Source organism: Paraburkholderia flagellata, from assembly GCF_021390645.1.
Taxonomy (GTDB): domain Bacteria; phylum Pseudomonadota; class Gammaproteobacteria; order Burkholderiales; family Burkholderiaceae; genus Paraburkholderia; species Paraburkholderia flagellata.
The window spans coordinates 343099-361693 of sequence record NZ_JAJEJT010000004.1 but is presented as its reverse complement, the minus strand read 5'-3'; the positions used below and the strand labels follow the sequence as shown (position 1 = coordinate 361693).

Sequence of the window (18595 nt, the reverse complement as noted above, 5' to 3'; positions counted from 1 at the left end):
ATCCGTCGCCTCGATCTTTCTACGCAGTCCTTAGATACCCAGCTCGCTGCGCACGGCCGTCCAGTTGTCGCGCGTCATCAACTTGCCGGTGGTCTGCGTGTCGGCGATGGGCTGCTTGCCGGCGCGGATCCAGTCGACGAGGTTCTCGGCGCTATCCTTGCCGTGGTTCGTCGAGCTCACGGCGATCGTGCCGTAGAAGCCCGTAGGCTGCTTCTTCTGGAACTCGGCGAACGCTTCGCCTGCGCCGTTGATGCCCACGCCGATCACGTCAGCCGACGGAATGTGCAGCTGTTCGGTCGCGCGCACGGCGCCCAGCACGCTTTCTTCGTTGAGCGCGAACACCACCCACTTCTTGATGTTCGGATGCTGTGCGAGCACCGGCGACGCCGCATTGAAGCCGCCTTCGTCGTCGGTGGTCTTTTGCGGGGCGTCGAAGATGTTTTCCTTCTTGAAGCCGCCCGCCAGCAGCGATTGCGTCGCGCCGTCCGTGCGCAGCTTCGCCGTGGGCAGTTCATAGTCGGTGATACGCAGCGCGCCCACTTCTTCCGGCTTCCAGCCGCGGCGCTTCATTTCGTCGGTGATCGCCTGGCCCACCTGGTTGCCGATCTTCAACGCCGACATGCCAAGGTGCGGCACATTGGCGAGCGGCTTACCCGACGAGTCCACGAGCTGGTCGTCCACCGTCACGAACTTCATGTTGTAGCGCTTGGCGCGCGCCTGAATGGCCGGTCCGAGACGCACGTCGGGCGCGCAGATCACGAAGCCTTGTGCGCCTTGCGCGCCGAGGTTGTCGATAGCGGCGAGCACCTTCTCGCCGTCCGGCGTGCCAATATTCACCACCGAGAAGTTCTCCTTCTGGCCGAGCGCCGTGGCTGCCTTCTGCTCGTTGATGAACCATGCCTGTTCCGGCATCTTCACGAGGAAGCCGATCTTCACGGGCGAGTCGGCGTGTGCCGCCACGTTCATGCCGAGCGGGGCGATGCACATCGCCGCGAATGCGGCACGAAGGGTCAAGCGGCGGATCTTGCTGGTCATGCTTCTGTCTCCTCAGGTGTGGTTTTGCTGCGTGTGTGTCGTGCTTAAAGGGCGTTAAAGGCCGTAAAAGAAGCGTACAGTTCAGTGGCCGAAGGCCTCGACTTCGACGTGCCTGCCGAGCAGGAACGCATCCGCTACGAGGCGCAGCGGGCGCACGTCCACGTCGTCGGTGCCGTGGGCGATCAACCAATGAAAACGTTCATAGAGCGCCGAATATTCCCGTTCGGCTTCGAGCGCGACCGGCTCGCCCGCGATCGCGAGGCGCTTGCCGCCTTCCGCGATCGAAAGCAGGCCGTCCGTTGTCTCCACATCGATTTCCCATTGCTCGACCGGGCCGTGGCGCCAGTCGAACTCGGCGCGCACAGGCACGCCGTCGGTATCGATGCAGTCGAGTTCCGTCGCGATCGGCGTCGCGCAGTCGCTCGGCACGTGCAGCGTTGCGCCCCGCAGCAGCACTTCGCGCGGCAGGATGCGCGTGACGATGGAAAGCGCGTTGATGCCCGGGTCGAACACGCCCAGGCCGCCCGGCTCCCAGATCCACTGTTGACCCGGATGCCAGCGGCGCACGTCTTCCTTCCAGCGCACGTGCACGGCGCGGATAGTGCGCTCGGCGAGCCACGCGCGCGCGGGTTCCACGGCGCTCGCGCAACGCGAATGCCACGTGGTGAACAGCGTGCGCCCGCGCTTTTGCGCGAGTTCGCGCAGCGCCTCGACTTCGCTCACGCTAGCGCCCGGCGGCTTTTCCAGCATGACGTGCTTGCCTGCTTCGAGCGCGGCTCGCGCTTGCGCGTAACGCACCTGCGGCGGCGCGCACAGCGACACGGCGTCGAGGTCGGACTCGGCGGCCAGCAGCGCGCCGATGTCCTTGTAGTTGCGCACGTTTTCCACTTCTGCATTACGGCTCGCGCTCGCGACGAGTTCGAAGCCGGGATTGCCCGCGATAGCCGGCAAATGCTGATCGCGTGCGATCTTGCCCACGCCGACGATGCCCAACGTATAGGACGCTTTCATGACGTATCTCCGCCCCTTCTTTTCAGGGAAATTTTTTATTCTGGATGACGAATTTATTTACCCCAGCGCAGCACGAGCGGATCGAGGCGGCGCGCAATCCCGATCAACTCTGCGCGCGTCGCGGGATTCATCGCGGGCAGCGGGTGGCGGGGCAGTTCGCACTCGATCACGCCGCCTTCCTTCATCAGCGACTTGCAGGCAAGCAGACCCGCCTGGCGGTTCTCGTGATTGATGAGCGGCAGCCACTTCTGATAAAGCGCGAACGCGTCGTCGGTGCGGCCTTCGCGATGGGCTTCGATAATCGGGCGAATGCCGTCCGGAAAGCCGCCGCCCGTCATCGAGCCGGTCGCGCCAGCGTTGAGATCGGCGAGCAGCGTGATGGCTTCTTCGCCGTCCCACGGGCCTTCGGCTGCCTCGCCCGCCAGTTTGATCAGCTCGCGCAACTTGTTCGCCGCGCCCGGCGTCTCGATCTTGAAGTACGAGACCTGCTCGATCTCGCGGGCCATGCGCGCGAGGAATGCAGCGGAGAGCACCGTGCCGCTCGCGGGCGCATCCTGAATCATGATCGGGATGTCGATCGCGTCGGACACGCGCGCGTAGAAGTCGTAAATCTGCTGCTCGGGCACGCGGAAGGTCGCGCCGTGATACGGCGGCATCAGCATCACCATCGCCGCGCCCTGCTCCTGCGCGCGCTTGCTGCGCGCGGCCGCGATGGACGTCCCGTAGTGCGTGGTCGTCACGATCACGGGCACGCGGCCCGCCACGTGCTCGAGCACGGTGCGCGTGATGAGTTCGCGTTCGTCGTCGGAGAGCGAGAACTGCTCCGAGAAGTTCGCGAGAATGCACAGGCCGTCCGAGCCCGCGTCGATCATGAAATCGACGGCGCGCTTCTGGCTTGCCAGATCCAGTTCGCCGGTTTCGGTGAACGTGGTCGGCACGACGGGAAAAATGCCCTGGTAGCGGGGCGTACGGCTCGTAGTCATGTCTTCAGTCCTGCTTGAGAAAGGGTGTCAGGCCGCGCCTTCACGATTCGCTCGCCAGCTCTGCCGTGCCGCGTTGGGGCGTGCGCAGCACCGCGCGCACGGCGAACGTCACGAGCACCGCGAACACCAGCGTGGCCGCGAGAAAGTAAAGCCCGGCCGCGAGGCTGCCCGTTGCGTCCTTGATGAGCCCGATGCCATAGGGGCCGAGATAGCCGCCGAGATTCGCGAGCGAGTTGATCGTCGCGATCCCCACGGCCGCGCTCGCGCCGGTGAGGAACTCGCCGGGCAGCGCCCAGACCACGGCCTGAATCGAGTAGATCGAGAAAGCGGTCAGGCAGATGAACAGCAATTGCAACGCCGGCGCGTGAAACCACGCGCTCGCGGCCATCGTCAGCGCCGCGACGCCCGAGACCACGGCGATGTGGCCATAGCGTTCGCGATGCTTGTCCGAATGGCGCGGCACGAGCAGCAAGCCTGCCACCGCGAAGAGATAAGGAATCGCGGAAAGCAGGCCGGCCGTGGAATCGCTCACGCCGAACGCTTTGATAATGGTAGGCAACCAGAGCGACAAACCATAGATGCACAGCGGAAACGGCAGGAACAGCAGCGCCAGCAGCAAAACGCGGCGGTCCTTGAGCGCGCTGAACGGGTTGCGGTGCGTGTCGAGCCGGTAGGTGCGCTGGTCGGCGGAGAGTTCGCGCTCGATCCAGCGGCGCTCGGTATCGTCGAGCCAGCGCGCGTGCGCGGGCGACTCGGGCAAGAGGCGCAGCGTGGGAATGCACAGCAGCACGGCGGGCAGGCCGCTCACAACGAAGAGCGTCTGCCAGTTCGACAGGCCGAAAAAGCCGTGCGTTTCGAGCAGCGCACCCGCAATCGGACCGGTCACGATGCCAGCGATGGGCTGCGCGAGCACCAAAAGACCGATGACACGGGCGCGGTGGCGCATGGGGAACCACTGCGTGAGGAAATACAGAATGCCCGGATAAAGCCCCGCCTCCGCCGCGCCCAGCAAAAAGCGCAACGCGTAGAAGCTCTTCGGGCCGCTCACGAGCGCCATGAGCATCGTGATCACGCCCCACGTGAACAGAATGCGCGCGAACCACACACGTGCGCCGAAGCGCGCGAGCGCGAGATTGCTCGGCACTTCGCAGAGGAAATAGCCGATGAAGAAAAGACCCGCGCCCAGGCCGTAGGCAGCGTCGGAAAGGCCCACTGCCGCGTTCATATGCAGCTTCGCGAAGCCAACCACGGTGCGGTCAACGTACGCCACCACATAGATCAGCGCGAGAAAAGGCAAGAGCCGGCGCGCGATATGGCCGACGATGTGCTTTTCCTCGCTGCTGACGCTTGCCAGCGCGGCGGGGCTATCGTGTTGCAGCACCTGCGGGTTCGTCATCGTGTCTCCTGATTCTGTACTTCTTCCTGCCAGCGCACGTCCTCGCTACGTTCGCGCGCTCAGGGCGCCAATGCGCCCTGCCTCAATGCATCAAACGCTCAGTGCGAATGCCGCGGCACCGCCGCCCCGCGCTTGCCTACGAGGAAGTCGAGATCGCAACCTTCGTCGGCCTGCAGCACGTGATCGACGTAGAGGCGCGCGTACCCACCCTTGCCCAGTTGCTCCGCTACACCCGGCGCAGCAGCCGGATCGACATCGCTCAAGCGGCGCGAGAGTTCCTCGTCGCTGATGTCCAGATGCAGGCGCCCCGATTCGCAATCCAGCTCGATCCAGTCGCCGTTGCGCACGGCCGCGAGCGGGCCACCGGCCGCCGCTTCCGGCGCAACGTGCAAGACCACCGTGCCGTAAGCCGTGCCGCTCATGCGCGCGTCGGAAATGCGCACCATGTCCTTCACGCCCTGGCGCAGCAGCTTGGGCGGCAAGCCCATGTTGCCGACCTCGGCCATGCCGGGGTAGCCGCGCGGGCCGCAGTTCTTCATCACGAGGATGGAGTCTTTGTCGACGTCGAGCGATTCGTCGCCGATGGTCGCCTTGTAGTGGTCGAAGTTTTCGAACACCACGGCGCGGCCGCGATGCTTGAGCAGTTCGGGCGTAGCCGCCGAAGGCTTGAGCACCGCGCCACGCGGCGCGAGATTGCCGCGCAGGATACAGATGCCGCCGTCAGCGATCAATGGGTTGTCGAGTTGACGGATCACTTCGTCGTTGTAGTTGGGCGCTTCGCGCACGTTGTCCCAGATCGACTTGCCGTTCACGGTGAGCGCATCCGGATGCGGCAGCAGGTTCGCTTCGCCGAGCCGGCGCAGCACCGCCGGCAGCCCGCCCGCGTAATAGAACTCTTCCATCAGGAAGCGGCCCGAAGGCTGCAGATCGACGATGGTCGGCGTGTTGCGGCCAATGCGCTGCCAGTCTTCGAGTTCGAGGTCGACGCCAATGCGGCCCGCAATCGCCTTCAGGTGAATCACGGCGTTGGTCGAGCCGCCAATGGCGGCGTTCGTGCGAATGGCGTTCTCGAACGCTTCACGCGTGAGGATCTTCGAGAGTTTCAGGTCTTCCAGCGCCATCTGCACGATGCGGATGCCCGACATGTGCGCGAGCACGTAGCGGCGCGCATCCACAGCCGGAATCGCGGCGTTGTGCGGCAGCGAAACGCCCAGCGACTCGGCCATGCAGGCCATCGTCGAGGCGGTGCCCATGGTGTTGCAGGTGCCCGCCGAGCGCGACATGCCCGCCTCGGCCGAAAGGAACTGGTGCAGGTTGATCTCGCCCGCCTTCAACTCCTCGTGCAGCCTCCACACCACCGTGCCCGAGCCGATGTCGCGTCCTTCGTGCTTGCCGTTGAGCATTGGGCCGCCCGTCACGACAATGGCGGGCACGTCCACGCTCGCGGCGCCCATCAGAAGCGCGGGCGTGGTCTTGTCGCAGCCGCACAGCAGCACGACGGCGTCGATGGGGTTGCCGCGAATCGCCTCTTCCACGTCCATGGAGGCGAGATTGCGCGTGAGCATGGCCGAGGGGCGCAGGTTCGATTCGCCGTTCGAGAACACCGGGAACTCGACCGGAAAGCCACCGGCTTCATAAATGCCGCGCTTCACGTGCTCGGCGAGCTTGCGGAAATGCGCATTACAGGGCGTAAGTTCCGACCAGGTGTTGCAGATGCCGATGATCGGGCGACCATCGAATTCGTGATCGGGAATGCCCTGATTCTTCATCCAGCTTCGGTACATGAAGCCGTTCTTGTCCGTGGTGCCGAACCACTGTTGGGAGCGCAGTTTGGGTTTGGTATCCGACATCGTGTTCGTCTTGTGGTGCGAGTAGTTCGCCGATGAGTTCAATCGGTTCGTCCGGCACAGTCTATGGAGAAGTCTGATAACCTTCTAATGAAAAAATGGACGCTTCCGATATCGAAATCGGCATTGGTATAAACACCTAAAACTATTTGGGAAATCAGGCGGAAACATGCTCGATACGAGCCCCTGGTACGTGCGCACGCGGCTGAAAACGCGGCAATTGCTCCTCGTCGTGGCGCTGGCCGAGGAAGGCAACATTCACCGCGCGGCGGCGGCGCTGAACATGACGCAGCCTGCCGCCTCGAAGCTCCTGCGGGAGCTCGAGGACATGCTCGGCGCGGTGCTGTTCGAGCGCATGCCGCGCGGAATGCGGCCCACGCTGTACGGCGACGCCCTGATTCGCCACGCGCGCGCCGTGCTCGGCAGCCTCGACCAGGCGCAGGAGGAACTGAGCGCGCTCAAGGCGGGGCGCCTTGGCCACGTGGCGGTCGGCGCGATCACCTCGCCGGGCGTGCGCGTGCTGCCGGCCGCCGTCGCGGCGGTCAAGCGCACGCATGCGAACCTGCGCGTATCCGTGGAGATCGACGCCAGCAACGTGCTGCTCGAACATCTGGCGCAGGACAAGCTCGACGTGGTGCTGGGCCGCCTTTCCGCCGAGCATGACAAGCTCCAGTTGCGCTACGAGCCGCTAACGGGCGAACCGGTATGCGCCGTGGTTCGGCCGGGGCATCCGATGCTCGGGCAAACAGCGGACAAAGCCCATCCGATCGCACTCGCCGATATCGCGCGCGCCACGTGGGTCGTGCCGCCGGTTGGCAGCGTGCTGCGCCATCGCTTCGAGCTGATGTTCCAGCGCGCGAGCCTCGCGCCCCCTTCGAACGTGGTGGAAACGCCCGCGCTGCTCTTCATCACGCGTGTGCTGGAGCAAAGCGACATGATCGCCGTGCTCACCGAGGACGTGGCGCACTACTACGCGGCGCACGGCATGGTCGCGATCCTGCCCGTGCCGATGGATTGCCAGATGGACGACTTCGGCATCATCACGCGCGCGGACCGCCTCTTCACGCCCGCGGCGAGCGTGATGATCGAGGCATTGCGGCAAGTGAGCGCCGACATTTACGGGGCGCACCGCCGCGAGCCAGGCGCGCGATAATCGTGCGACGAAACCCGCCACAGAGGACCGAACCATGCCCGCCAGCCATACCGCCGCTCCCGACAGCACCGCCGTTCGCGTCGCACTGTGGCGCGCGCTGCACGTGCAGGTCGACGACGCGCCTCATGTGCTCGAAGACGAAACCGGCATGCAGATCGCCGCGCCCGAATCGAACTGGCGCGAGCGGCCCGATATGCATCCTGAAGGCACGCGCGGTTATCGTGCTTCGATCGTCGGGCGCGCGCGCTTTGTCGAAGATCTCGTGGCCGAACAGACCGCAAAAGGTCTCGCGCAACAATATGCGATCCTTGGGGCGGGACTCGACACGTTCGCGCAGCGCCACCCCGAGATCGCCTCGCGCCTGCACGTGTACGAAGTGGACAAGCCGGGTACGCAGGCGTGGAAGCGTCAGCGGCTCCTGGAGCTAGGGTTTCGCGAGCAGGATTGGCAGCGTTTCGTGCCAGTGGATTTCGAAGCCGGTGAGACATGGTGGGAACGGCTCGCCGCCGCCGGATTCGATGCCGCCAGCCCCGCGGTGATCGCGTCGACGGGCGTCTCGATGTATCTCACGCGCGAAGCGAACCTCGCGACGCTGCGTCAGATCGCGCAGCTCGCACCGGGCTCGACACTCGTCATGACGTTCCTTTTGCCGCTCGAACTCATCGACGAGCCCGAGCGCTCGCAGCACGCCGCCGTGTATGAACGTGCGAGGGCGGCGGGCACGCCGTTCGTGAGCTTCTTCGCACCGGACGAGATGCTTGCGCTCGCACGCGTTGCGGGGTTGCGCGACGCGCGCCATGTTTCGACGGCGGATCTCACCGCACGTTATTTCGCAGACCGTAGCGATGGCTTGAGGCCGGCAAGTGGCGAGTCGATTCTCGTGGCGACGGTTTGATCAACCTTGCTTGCGCGGCGCCGAAGTCAGCGCGAGCGCCGATCGCTCGACGGCGTCGGCGATTCGCTTCGACAGCGCCGGGTCCGGTACCGCACGCGCCAGCGTGACGCCGCCCGACAACATCGCAAGCAGCGCAATCGCCTTGTCGTCCCGCGCCGCGCCGACCTCGTCTGGCAGCCCGGCCGAGACCTCCTCGATCAAGCGGCGCAGTTCCGCCTCATAGGCTTCGCGAGTTTCGTCGTCGGCACGGACCATCTCGGGCGAAAAGCTCGGCAACGCGCAACTTTCGCCAATGTCGCAAGTGCGCTTCGGGCCCAGATAGATCCCAACGAACGTCTTGAGCCAGCGTTTGCCGTGGCTCGTCTTCAGCTCGGTGACGGCGAGCCGCAACTGTTCCATACCAGTCAGAACCACCGTGCGGAACGCTTCGCTCTTCGACTTGAAGTGCCCGTAAAACGCGCCGTTGGTGACGCCCGCTTCCCTCGTCAGGCCGTCGATGCCGGAGCCGCCGTAGCCATCGCGCCGGAACAGGCGGCTCGCTGCATCGACGATGCGATTGCGGGTTTCGATCTTGTGCTCGGCAGAGTAACGCATCGGATCTCACATTCGGAGCGATCACTCTTTTTCTTGCTTAAAGAGCAATCAGTGTCTATACATAGAGAGCAGTCGCTACATATATACCACTAACCGCTGTCGCTTACACATGAGGATCTGCCATGCCTATCACGCTGACCGTATCCGAAGGAGTGCTGTCCACCGAGGCCGAAGCCCATACCTTCGCCGCCTTGACGCAGGCGCTGTTGAGCGTCGCGCAGCTCGAAGGCAACGCGTTCATGACGCCCAATGTGATCGGGACGTTGAACGTCATACCGGCCGCACGCGTGTTCTCGGCCGGCAAGCCTGCCGCCGCCGCGTTCGTCGAACTCACGCTGCCGCAGATCGCGCTTGCGACGCCCGAGGCCAAACAGGCTTTCACCGAAAAGGCGACCGCGATTCTCGAACAGGCGGCCGGCGGGCGCCTTAAGCGGGATCACATCTGGACCAACATCGTCTATGCGGCGGACGGCTCCTGGGGAATCGCGGGCCGCGCCCACAGCAATGCGGAACTCGTCGAGGCGATACAGGAAGCGGCGATCGGGTAAGCATGCGTTAGGCGCAGGACAACCACGACGCCGAGCCGATGCGCGGCTCGGCGCATCGGCTCGCGATGAACGATCGCGAAAAACCGCTTCCCTTGATGGTCAGTTCCGGCTTGCGATCGCAAGTCTCACTGCCAATCCAGTGAAAACTGACGCAAGCAGGTATTGAGGGGTCCGTGACCGATCGCGTCGGCCTGCCCACCTCTGGCTCAGTTGACTTGCAGAAAGTATGACGACACCGTTCACGATCAGACCGATGACGTTAAGCACGGTCGCAAGCGTCAAGATCTGAAAGGCCACTGCACCATCTTGCGGACGCACGAATTGCGGAAACAGCGCAAGGACGAACAAAGCCATCTTCGGATTGAGCAGATTGGTCAGCAACCCTTGCCCGAAAATCTTGCGAACAGGTAAGCGAGCTTCATTTGCGGCGGGTGTGATGGAAATGGGAGACGCGCGAAGGGTCTTCCATGCAAGGTAGAGCAGGTAGGCGGCGCCAGCGAATCTGACAATATCGTAGGCTACCGGCACTGCGAGAAACAGTTGGGAAAGGCCCAACGCTGCCAGCATTGCGTGGCAATAGGTTCCAGCCAGAATTCCGCCAAGTGATGCGAAGCCGGCAGAGCGTCCCTGAGTCACGCTTCTCGACGCTATGAGCAGCATGTCCGGACCCGGAGTCATCGTGAGCGCGAGACAGGCGCCTGAAAAGAGTCCGAGAGTAGCAAGGCTAGGCATGGAGGTCCCCTTGTGCACGTGGCGCAAAAGGGATCTCAGTTTAATGAACGCGATTTAAGGGGTCAATCAATTTGGCTGAGCGCTTTCGATCAGAGTCCGTCGTTACTCTGCGATGCGCTTGAAACTGGCGTAGTAATCGTCGGTGTAGTAACACTCGCCGGTCTGCCTGCGCGGGCCACCGCATACGATCCGGCGCTGGCCGCGATCCGTCGCGCCAGGGGTGCGAACCGTGTATGTGTGGTAGTAGCCGCGCGGATGCTTCGGCAGCAAAAGCGCAGTGTTGCGGAACAACACGCCGTCGTCCGCAAAAGGGAAGGGGCCGCCCGCTTTGATCAGCCGCAGTGTCTCGGCTGCTTCCGCCGGCAACTGTGTCCTGGTGATGGTGCCCAGCGCACCCGCGACTTGCGCGCCTGATGCGGCGGGTGTGCCGCTTGCGCCCTGCGCCGACTGACCCGGCGCCTGGCTTGCGGATGCGCCCGATGCTTCAGTGACGTTTCGCGAACTCTCCTTGCCGCATCCGCAGAGGATCGCGCTCAAGGCGACGATGCAGGAGAAAGCCCATGCTCTCTTCACGAAACGTTTCTCCTCTCGTTGACCAGAACCCGGCGACCAGGATAGACGTAAAGGTATCGCTAATGGCGCAGCGAATCAATGTTCTCGTCCCGCAACGAACGACGGCCGCTTACACCCGTTCCGATGTAAGCGGCCTGGACTTGCAATGACATAACGCTGGATGACGCGATACTTCAACTGCATGCTGCCCTGCTATTCAACTACGTGTTGCTCTTGACTTCAACTACGTGTTTCCCTGCACTCCTTATCGATTCAACAGCATGGTACTTCGACAATAACTGATTAAGCTCTGCCAGATACACCTACTGCTGCGGGACTGCTGTTCTGCAACTGGTACACGGTATGGTTCAACTCGACCGCAGGAGGGGATCCTGGGATGGAGCCAACGCCTCGCTCCATGAAAGCCAGTGTAGACGTAGGCGGGATCGATCAATTGCCCGAAACGAGACCAATATGATGCCGAGTTCCAGCAATTGGTGAGCTTGCCTGCCGACGCAACGACGCGCCCGGGCATGCAGGCGCACATCGCTGCCCACCATCCGCTTCAAGCTCGCGTTTCAGGCTACAGCTTGCGCCTCGGACTCATAGAACGGGTAGTCCGTATAACCGATATGCGTGCCGCCAAAGAACGTCGGGCGGTCGTACGGGTTGAGCGAAAGGTTGCGACGCAGCCGCTCCGGAAGGTCGGGATTCGCAATGAAGTGTCGGCCGAATGCAACCAGATTGGCGTCGCCGGCCTGCAGGATCGCTTCGGCCTTTTCGCCGTCGAAGCCTCCGGCCGCGATGATGGTGCCCGCATAGTGCTTGCGAATCATTTGGGCTGCGACCGGATCCGGGTTGGCGCTCTCGTTCTCGACATTGCCGAGAATGCGGGGCTCGATGAGGTGCAGGTACGCGAGATTCAGCTTCGCCAGTTCTTCCGCAACATACGTGAACAGACCGACAGGGTCACTATCCGACATATCGCCCCACGACCCGCTCGGCCCAAGGCGCACGGCAACCTTGTCGCTTCCCCACACTGAAATAACTGCACGGGTGGCTTCCATCAACAGGCGAGCGCGGTTTTCGAACGAACCGCCATAGATGTCCGTCCGCTTGTTGCTACCGTCCTGCAGGAACTGGTCGAACAGATAGCCGTTTGCGGCATGCAGTTCCACGCCGTCGAAGCCTGCCGCGACGCCGCGTGCTGCCGCAGCGCGAAAACTCTCGACGATACCCGCAATCTCGTGTGTCTCCAGTGAGCGATTCGGCGTATTTGGAACCCAGCCGGCGTCCGTGTAAGCGACGCCGCCATGAGGCACTTCCGAGGGACCGACGGGTTGCCCGCCGTCGGGTTGCAACTCCGAATTTGACTGGCGCCCAGCGTGGTACAGCTGAAGGAAAATTCTCGCGCCTTTCGCATGGACTGCATCGGTCACGCGTTTCCAGCCAGCAATCTGACTATCGTCGTACAGACCGGGCGCACCAAGATATCCATTGCCGTTCGGCGCAGCGATGGTCGCCTCACCAATCAGGAACCCGCCGGCCGATGCGCGCTGCGCGTAATACCGGGCCATGAGCGGGCCGGGAATCGCACCGCTTTCGGCACGCATACGGGTCAACGGCGCAAGAACGACTCGGTGCGAGAACGTGTACGGGCCGACTTTCACTTCAGAAAAGAGCTTGGACATGATTAACCCCAAAAGAGATTGGAAAGCGCGTCGACGAAACCGCAGAACTGGCTGACTTCCCCGCGACATCGATGGGCTATAGTGTATATGCACACTTAGATTAATTTGTCCCGATTACATCCAATACTGTTCTCGCGTTTCGCAAACAATTCTCTTTCTGTTCCGTGCAATCAAGCCCAGATCCAGGTTTGGAAACTTTCGTGACTCCACCCTCCAATCGACATAGCGATTTCAACCATAAATCGCGGACCAAACATTATTGAAAACTGTTCATATGTCGCTAGCATCCAGTTATCGACTGCCAGATCAAACACCGGCGGCGTTCGTTCACGACTTACGGCCTCCTGGCTGGGGAGACGACGGTTATGCGAGTTCTGGTCTTGGGTAGTGGGGTCGTCGGTGTGACTAGCGCGTTCTATCTGGCGCGCGCCGGTCATGAAGTCACTGTCATCGACCGCGAGCAAGGTCCCGCGCTCGAGACGAGCTTCGCGAACGCCGGGCAAATTTCTCCCGGGTATGCCGCACCGTGGGCGGCACCCGGCGTTCCGCTCAAAGCCGTTAAGTGGATGTTCCAGAAGCACGCTCCGCTCGCCATCCGCCCGGATGACGCGGACAAGCAGTTCCAGCTTCAGTGGATGTGGCAGATGCTGCAGAACTGCACCGCCGAGCGCTACGCGATCAACAAGAACCGTATGGTGCGGCTTGCGGAATACAGCCGCGATTGCCTGAAGGCACTGCGCGCTGAAACGGGTATCCAGTACGAAGGACGAACCGGCGGCACGCTACAGGTGTTCCGAACGCAGCAGCAGTTCGACGGCACAGCAAAAGACATCGCCGTACTGAAAGAGGCGCACGTTGCCTATGAAGTGTTGACTGCAAGCGAACTCTCGCGGGTCGAGCCTGCGCTCGCTGCCACCTCGCACAAGCTAACCGGCGGTCTTCGTTTGCCTGGCGACGAGACAGGCGACTGCCAACTGTTCACAACCCGGCTTGCAGCCCTCGCCGCAGAGGCAGGCGTGACGTTCCGCTACAACACGCCCGTCGATTCCCTCGCTATCGAAGACTGCAAAGTCGCTGGCGTCCGTCATGGGACCAAGCTCATCCATGCCGATGCGTTCGTTGTCGCATTTGGCTCCTATTCGACTAACTTCCTGTCGGGCCTCGTCAAGATCCCGGTCTACCCGCTCAAAGGGTATTCCATCACGGCTCCTATCGTGGACGAGGCACGCGCTCCCGTCTCCACTGTCCTGGACGAGACCTACAAGATCGCCATCACGCGCTTCGACAAACGAATTCGCGTGGGCGGCATGGCCGAAATCGTCGGGTTTGACAAGCGCCTGCGCGAGGCGCGGCGCGAGACGCTCGAAATGTGCGTGAACGACCTGTTCCCGGGCGGCGGCGACACATCGAAGGCGACGTTCTGGACTGGGCTGCGCCCGATGACGCCAGACGGCACGCCCATTGTCGGGCGCACTGCCGTGTCCAACCTTTTCCTGAACACGGGCCATGGCACGCTTGGCTGGACAATGTCCTGCGGTTCGGCGCAGCTTCTCGCCGACCTCATTTCAGGCAAAAAGCCCGCCATTCAGCACGACGACTTGAACGTATTCCGCTACGCCAGGGAGGCGGAAGTCCCCGCGGATTTCGCTCTGGACTAGGCAATGGCGAACATGCTGACGAGCCTCCATACGAAGCCACCTTACGTCCCGCGTGGTTTAGGTAGTCAGCCGGCGATACGCATTCAAATGGCGGACCAGACCTTGTGGGTCGCCACGTCTTTCGAGCAGTATTGCCAGATTGTGGTGGGCATCCGCGTACGACGGGTCGAGTTCCAGGCAATGCTCATAGCTTCGCTCGGCGTCGTCGAAACGGCCCAGTTCCTCAAACGCAATCGCGCGATTGAAGTGCAACACGGCATCGCCAGGAAAGTGAACCAACGCCTCGTCGAACACATGTAGCGCATCTTCGCACCGGATTTCGCGTTCACACAGGAGCGCACCCAAGTCTACGTAGGCGGCATAAAAAGGCTGGGGCGATAACTCGATGGCCTTCCTGTATGCCCGTTCGGCACCGTTCACATCTGATGTTCTCAGCAGTTCGCCGAGGTCATACCACTCCTGCGCCTGATGCGTGAGATTCTTCTGCGCGGGAGCGGAGTCCAGAAAGACGACATCGCCCTTGATTTGCGCGACCTCGAAGTCCAGCAGGAACTGGCCTGTCGCGGCGTCCCATTGCGAAGGGCCCGTTCGAACCGCCACGTCGTTGCCGACTGCCGATACGCGAATTCCAGTAAGCGGCAACTCATCGGGCAATTCGTCTCGCAGCCGCGAGAGTGCGGTGATGATCTTGCGCGGCGGTATTCGCGCTGCGCGCAGCTGGAGTGCTGTGCGCAGCAGCACGACATCCTGGAACGTGAAGCGGTATGCGTTTCCCGGGCCCCGCGACGGCGTCACGAATCCCGCAGCAATGAGGCCGGAAACCACGCTGCGCGAGACGCCCAGCATGGCCTGCAGTTCGCGCATCGATATCTCGCGCGCGGCGGCTTGTGATGTCACTTGCGTGCCCGGACCTTCGCAGGCGCTTCGGCGGGTACTTTCGCGGCACGCGCCGCTGGCTTGCGCGTTTTGGGCGCCACGGGCAGCTCGGCAACGGGCTCCGCGCTTTTGCTGCGCTTGGTTGCCGGAGCGGGTTTCGCTTTCGCGCCGCCCTTGAGACTGGCTCGCAAGGCATCCATCAGGTCGATGACCTGGCCGCCACCAGTCAGTTCCTCATCTGTCTCATGGACGACGACCTGCTTGCCTTCAATCTTTTCGTCTATGGCCGCGAGAATGCGCTTCTTCTCTTCGTCCTCGTACGCCTTCGGGTCGTAATCATCTTCAGCACCCTGCTCGATGATTTGCAGCGCGAGTTTCATCTCGGTGTCGGACACCTCGACGCGTTCGACATGCAGGTCAGCCAGCGAGCGGACTTCATCCGCATAAAGCAGTTGCTGAAAGACGAGTCCATCTTCCTCAGGGCGCACCTGCACTATCCGCGTCCTTCCCTTGGACGCCCATTTCGCCAACGCGCAGCGACCGCTCTGTGCAAGCGCCTGCTGCAGCAAGCTATACGGCTTTCCGCCCCGCTTGTCGGGCGCAATGTAATAGGCTTTGTCGTAAAAGACCGGGTTAATCGCCTCTTCCGGGATGAAGGCCATTATCTCGACGACATGACTCGCAGCGTCTTCCAGTGCCTTCAGCTCATCGCTGGTGAAGACCACGAACCGGTCCTTTTCGAACTCGTAGCCCTTGTTCATGCTCGAGCGCTCGACGACATCGCCCGTCTTCTCGGAGACGTATTGCTGTTTCACGCGCGAGCCGTCGGGCGCGAGCATGTGGAACCTGACATCGGAAGAACTCTCGGTCGCGGTATAGAGCTTCACCGGTATCGAAACGAGCCCGAAGGAGAGCGACAGCGAGGCGATTGAGCGGGCGGGCATGGACTTCTCCTTGCGGGGATTTGCACGTTCGGCACGTCGCTTGACGCAAGGCCCGTGCCGCCGCCGACCAGCGGTCGTTTCATTTTAGGAGCTTTATCGCCGATGCCAACGATTGCGACGCCGACCAGTAATCCGCCCACGGGTCGTGCTGCTGGAAACTGAGGTACTCGCGGGCCGTCTGGACCGTCCACTGCGCCCCGCTTTTCAGGTCGTTCAACTGTTCCCAGGAAACCGGCATCGAGACGCCCATTCCGGCTCGCGCCCGCGCGGAAAACGCTGCGACGGTGGTCTGCGCCTTTCCGTTGCGCAGATAATCGACATAGACCTTTCCGACGCGGTTCGAAGGCCCTGATGTCGCCGAAAAGCGCTCTGGAATGGTCTTCGCAAGATGTCGCACGAATGCCTGCGAGAACGACTTGACCGCCTCGTAGCCCAGCCTTGGGGCAAGCGGCACGACGACATGCAATCCTTTCCCGCCGCTCGTCTTCAGCCAGGCTTCCAGACCCAGTTCTGAGAGCAGTGTTTGAACGAGGAGCGCTGCCTCCTGAACGCGCCCCCATTTCACGCCCTCACCGGGGTCCAGGTCGAAGATGACCCGGTCGGGCTTGTCGAGTCGGCGGACTGTCGAATTCCACGTGTGAAACTCGACGGTGTTCATCTGCGCTGCCGACAGTAGCGCGTCGACGGTGTCGAGCGTCAGCAAGGGAGGATGATTCGGCCACAGGCTGCGGGCGTGGGCGGTCAGTCCGGGCATGGCCGTTCTCTCGGCGTGCTTCTGGAAGAACAGCTGTCCCGCAATGCCGTCCGGTGCGCGGACCATGGCGAGGGGTCGGGCCTTCAGGTGAGGCAGTATCCGCTCCGCGATGCTCGCGTAATAGCGAACCAAGTCTGCCTTTGTGATGCCAGTCGATGGGTCGACAACCCGCTCCGGATGGGTGATTTTCAGCTTCAACTGAGGTGCGGGTGCCTGCGTCTTCCCGCCCTCCCGTATAACACCCGTTGCCGGCTTGTCGATTCGCAGGCCTCTGAACGAGGCCTGCCGGACAACGCCATCGGCAGTCCAGTCCGCGAATTCAACTTCGGCGACCAGTTCGGGGCGAACCCAGCGCTCGCTGCCGGCCGCACGCCGGGACCAGCGGCGCGGCCTGGCGAGCGCAACGTCAAATGGTGCCGCATCCACTTCGAGCGGCGTCAGCCGCGCCCACAGGTCCCGCGCGGTCCTCGCGTCCCACCCGGTGCCGACACTTCCGGCATCGCGAAGCTCGCCATCGACGTAGTAGCCGAGCAGCAGGCTACCGACCTCCCCGTCCTCGCCGCCACGGGCAGTAAAGCCACAGATGACCAGTTCCTGCCGAAGCCGGGATTTCGCCTTGAGCCACGTCTGGCTCCTTCCCGGCTCATAACGCGCGTCGCGGCGCTTGAGCATGAGGCCTTCAAGGCCCAGACCCGACGCGGCTTCGAACAACTGCGCCGCCGGCGCCTCGAAGTCCTGACTGAAGCGAAGGTGCTCGCCGCCATTTTCAAGCACCTGCGCGAGAAGTGCGCGCCTCGACCAAAGGGGCACCTTCCTGAGGTCGTTCCCGTCGAGGTATAGCAAATCGAACAGGAAGTAGACGATGTCCTGGTTGGCGTTGCCATCTATCGCGTCCTGTAACGCAGCGAAACTCGGTATGCCATTTTTAAGGACAGTGATTTCACCATCCAGCCACGCACTCGCTACTGGAAGCGCCAGGACCTCCGCTGCGAGAGTCGGGAACTTTGCTGTCCAGTCGTGGCTGCCGCGCGTAATGAGTCGTACATGCCCGTTGGCGACACGGGACAACAAACGATAGCCATCGAGCTTGGCCTCAGTTATCCAGTCACCGCTTGTGGGAAGTGAAGCCGCCAGGGTCGCGAGTTGTGGCTCAAGTTTGGCAGGCAGTGAAGCCGACACCGCAGCTGAAAGGTCTACCTGCGACGCTCCGCTGCGCGCACGCCTCGCCCCCCTCGGCTCGCGCGCTTCAATGAGCCCGAGCGGCTTCGCTGTGACACTGTCTGGGAGCGCCTTGATGACATCGTATTCCGCCAGCGGTTGCGCCCACGCGTCGCGCTTCTTGAACAGCATCCATTGGTCTTGCTTGTCGCCGGGCTTCGTGATGCGAACCAGTTCCCAGAGACCAGCAAGCTTTTCACCGTGCAGCCGGAAAACCAGCTTGCCGGATTTCATTCCCTCGCGAGGGTTGCCGACGGGCTCCCATGTTCCGCTGTCCCAGACAATCACGTCACCGGCGCCGTACTGCTTGCGTGGAATCGTCCCCTCGAAGCTGGAATATTCGACCGGATGGTCCTCCACGTGAATGGCCATCCTTTTTTCCTTCGGGTCGTAACAAGGACCCTTGGGTACGGCCCACGACAGCAACACGCCGTCGAGTTCGAGCCGGAGGTCATAGTGCAGGCGGCTGGCCCAGTGCTTCTGCACGACAAAGGTCAGATGCCCGTGGTCGACAGACTGGCTGGCAACCGACGGAACCGGTTCGGGCGTGACACCGAAATCCCGCCTTTTGCGATAGCGGGAAAGAGGCGGAGATGGCGGATCGCGGTCGCGGGTTGAGGCCATGGCGATAGTCTAGGAAGAACTACCGCCTGGTGCGTCGCAAGGTGTGCATGCGCACGTTGCGACGCAACGGACCCACGCGTCCGC

16 protein-coding genes are annotated in these 18595 nt (G+C 62.6%); 4 read left to right on the top strand and 12 right to left on the bottom strand.

Features of this window, described 5'->3' with window-relative positions; genetic code table 11:
- Positions 1–30: 30 nt before the first annotated feature.
- The 5 genes from L0U83_RS32260 to L0U83_RS32240 form a co-directional block, all read right to left on the bottom strand.
- Positions 31–1035 (bottom strand): arabinose ABC transporter substrate-binding protein, encoded by a 1005-nt coding sequence (locus L0U83_RS32260; RefSeq protein ID WP_233888233.1) that lies wholly within the window; start codon positions 1033–1035, stop codon positions 31–33.
- 81 nt (positions 1036–1116) lie between these two features.
- Positions 1117–2046 (bottom strand): Gfo/Idh/MocA family protein, encoded by a 930-nt coding sequence (locus L0U83_RS32255; protein ID WP_233888232.1) that lies wholly within the window; start codon positions 2044–2046, stop codon positions 1117–1119.
- Between the two features lie 53 nt (positions 2047–2099).
- Positions 2100–3029, bottom strand: coding sequence for a dihydrodipicolinate synthase family protein (locus tag L0U83_RS32250; protein WP_233888231.1), 930 nt, complete (start codon positions 3027–3029; stop codon positions 2100–2102).
- A gap of 40 nt (positions 3030–3069) precedes the next feature.
- Positions 3070–4425 carry an MFS transporter gene (locus L0U83_RS32245; protein WP_233888230.1) on the bottom strand — a complete coding sequence of 452 codons (1356 nt, stop codon included), beginning with the start codon at positions 4423–4425 and terminating at the stop codon, positions 3070–3072.
- A gap of 98 nt (positions 4426–4523) precedes the next feature.
- Positions 4524–6275 carry an IlvD/Edd family dehydratase gene (locus tag L0U83_RS32240; protein WP_233888229.1) on the bottom strand — a complete coding sequence of 584 codons (1752 nt, stop codon included), beginning with the start codon at positions 6273–6275 and terminating at the stop codon, positions 4524–4526.
- 166 nt (positions 6276–6441) lie between these two features.
- Here L0U83_RS32240 and L0U83_RS32235 point away from each other — a divergent pair, with 166 nt between their 5' ends.
- The gene (locus L0U83_RS32235; RefSeq protein WP_233888228.1) at positions 6442–7425 is read left to right on the top strand and encodes a LysR substrate-binding domain-containing protein; all 984 of its coding nucleotides are present in this window, start codon (positions 6442–6444) and stop codon (positions 7423–7425) included.
- Positions 7426–7459: 34 nt separating this feature from the next.
- Complete coding sequence (locus L0U83_RS32230; protein ID WP_233888227.1) at positions 7460–8320, top strand: class I SAM-dependent methyltransferase; 861 nt, start codon at positions 7460–7462, stop codon at positions 8318–8320.
- Here the strand turns inward: L0U83_RS32230 and L0U83_RS32225 are convergent, their stop codons facing one another.
- A complete protein-coding gene (locus tag L0U83_RS32225; RefSeq protein ID WP_233888226.1) occupies positions 8321–8914 on the bottom strand; it encodes a TetR/AcrR family transcriptional regulator in 594 nt (197 codons plus the stop codon).
- A gap of 122 nt (positions 8915–9036) precedes the next feature.
- On the opposite strand from L0U83_RS32225, the gene L0U83_RS32220 reads away from it, so the two are divergent.
- On the top strand, positions 9037–9462 hold the full coding sequence (locus L0U83_RS32220) for a tautomerase family protein (RefSeq protein WP_233888225.1): 426 nt from the start codon (positions 9037–9039) through the stop codon (positions 9460–9462).
- Between the two features lie 99 nt (positions 9463–9561).
- Here L0U83_RS32220 and L0U83_RS32215 read toward each other — a convergent pair whose 3' ends face one another.
- The 3 genes from L0U83_RS32215 to L0U83_RS32205 all read right to left on the bottom strand — a co-directional run bounded on the left by L0U83_RS32215 (position 9562) and on the right by L0U83_RS32205 (position 12437).
- Complete coding sequence (locus L0U83_RS32215) at positions 9562–10194, bottom strand: LysE family translocator (protein WP_233888224.1); 633 nt, start codon at positions 10192–10194, stop codon at positions 9562–9564.
- A 102-nt stretch (positions 10195–10296) separates the two neighbouring features.
- Positions 10297–10767, bottom strand: a complete 471-nt coding sequence (locus tag L0U83_RS32210) for a ribonuclease (RefSeq protein WP_233888223.1) — start codon at positions 10765–10767, stop codon at positions 10297–10299.
- A gap of 557 nt (positions 10768–11324) precedes the next feature.
- Positions 11325–12437 carry an alkene reductase gene (locus tag L0U83_RS32205; RefSeq protein ID WP_233888222.1) on the bottom strand — a complete coding sequence of 371 codons (1113 nt, stop codon included), beginning with the start codon at positions 12435–12437 and terminating at the stop codon, positions 11325–11327.
- Between the two features lie 365 nt (positions 12438–12802).
- Here L0U83_RS32205 and L0U83_RS32200 point away from each other — a divergent pair, with 365 nt between their 5' ends.
- Entirely contained in the window at positions 12803–14095 is a 1293-nt protein-coding gene (locus L0U83_RS32200) for a D-amino acid dehydrogenase (protein WP_233888221.1), read from the top strand.
- 57 nt (positions 14096–14152) lie between these two features.
- On the opposite strand, the gene L0U83_RS32195 is transcribed toward L0U83_RS32200, so the two are convergent.
- From L0U83_RS32195 to ligD, 3 genes are all read right to left on the bottom strand, one after another.
- Positions 14153–14959, bottom strand: a complete 807-nt coding sequence (locus L0U83_RS32195; RefSeq protein ID WP_233888220.1) for a tetratricopeptide repeat protein — start codon at positions 14957–14959, stop codon at positions 14153–14155.
- 29 nt (positions 14960–14988) lie between these two features.
- On the bottom strand, positions 14989–15915 hold the full coding sequence (gene ku / locus L0U83_RS32190) for a non-homologous end joining protein Ku (protein ID WP_233888219.1): 927 nt from the start codon (positions 15913–15915) through the stop codon (positions 14989–14991).
- 79 nt (positions 15916–15994) lie between these two features.
- Positions 15995–18511 (bottom strand): DNA ligase D, encoded by a 2517-nt coding sequence (ligD, locus tag L0U83_RS32185; RefSeq protein WP_233888218.1) that lies wholly within the window; start codon positions 18509–18511, stop codon positions 15995–15997.
- Positions 18512–18595 lie beyond the last annotated feature (84 nt).

What these genes read in the sequence shown, in the direction of transcription:
- L0U83_RS32255 (WP_233888232.1), bottom strand. Translation starts at nt 2,046, where the DNA reads ATGAAAGCGTCCTATACGTTGGGCATCGTCGGCGTGGGCAAGATCGCA.
- L0U83_RS32235 (WP_233888228.1), top strand. Translation starts at nt 6,442, where the DNA reads ATGCTCGATACGAGCCCCTGGTACGTGCGCACGCGGCTGAAAACGCGG.
- L0U83_RS32250 (WP_233888231.1), bottom strand. Translation starts at nt 3,029, where the DNA reads ATGACTACGAGCCGTACGCCCCGCTACCAGGGCATTTTTCCCGTCGTG.
- L0U83_RS32200 (WP_233888221.1), top strand. Translation starts at nt 12,803, where the DNA reads ATGCGAGTTCTGGTCTTGGGTAGTGGGGTCGTCGGTGTGACTAGCGCG.
- ku (WP_233888219.1), bottom strand. Translation starts at nt 15,915, where the DNA reads ATGCCCGCCCGCTCAATCGCCTCGCTGTCGCTCTCCTTCGGGCTCGTT.
- L0U83_RS32230 (WP_233888227.1), top strand. Translation starts at nt 7,460, where the DNA reads ATGCCCGCCAGCCATACCGCCGCTCCCGACAGCACCGCCGTTCGCGTC.
- L0U83_RS32195 (WP_233888220.1), bottom strand. Translation starts at nt 14,959, where the DNA reads ATGCGCGAACTGCAGGCCATGCTGGGCGTCTCGCGCAGCGTGGTTTCC.
- L0U83_RS32225 (WP_233888226.1), bottom strand. Translation starts at nt 8,914, where the DNA reads ATGCGTTACTCTGCCGAGCACAAGATCGAAACCCGCAATCGCATCGTC.
- ligD (WP_233888218.1), bottom strand. Translation starts at nt 18,511, where the DNA reads ATGGCCTCAACCCGCGACCGCGATCCGCCATCTCCGCCTCTTTCCCGC.
- L0U83_RS32205 (WP_233888222.1), bottom strand. Translation starts at nt 12,437, where the DNA reads ATGTCCAAGCTCTTTTCTGAAGTGAAAGTCGGCCCGTACACGTTCTCG.
- L0U83_RS32245 (WP_233888230.1), bottom strand. Translation starts at nt 4,425, where the DNA reads ATGACGAACCCGCAGGTGCTGCAACACGATAGCCCCGCCGCGCTGGCA.
- L0U83_RS32260 (WP_233888233.1), bottom strand. Translation starts at nt 1,035, where the DNA reads ATGACCAGCAAGATCCGCCGCTTGACCCTTCGTGCCGCATTCGCGGCG.
- L0U83_RS32215 (WP_233888224.1), bottom strand. Translation starts at nt 10,194, where the DNA reads ATGCCTAGCCTTGCTACTCTCGGACTCTTTTCAGGCGCCTGTCTCGCG.
- L0U83_RS32220 (WP_233888225.1), top strand. Translation starts at nt 9,037, where the DNA reads ATGCCTATCACGCTGACCGTATCCGAAGGAGTGCTGTCCACCGAGGCC.
- L0U83_RS32240 (WP_233888229.1), bottom strand. Translation starts at nt 6,275, where the DNA reads ATGTCGGATACCAAACCCAAACTGCGCTCCCAACAGTGGTTCGGCACC.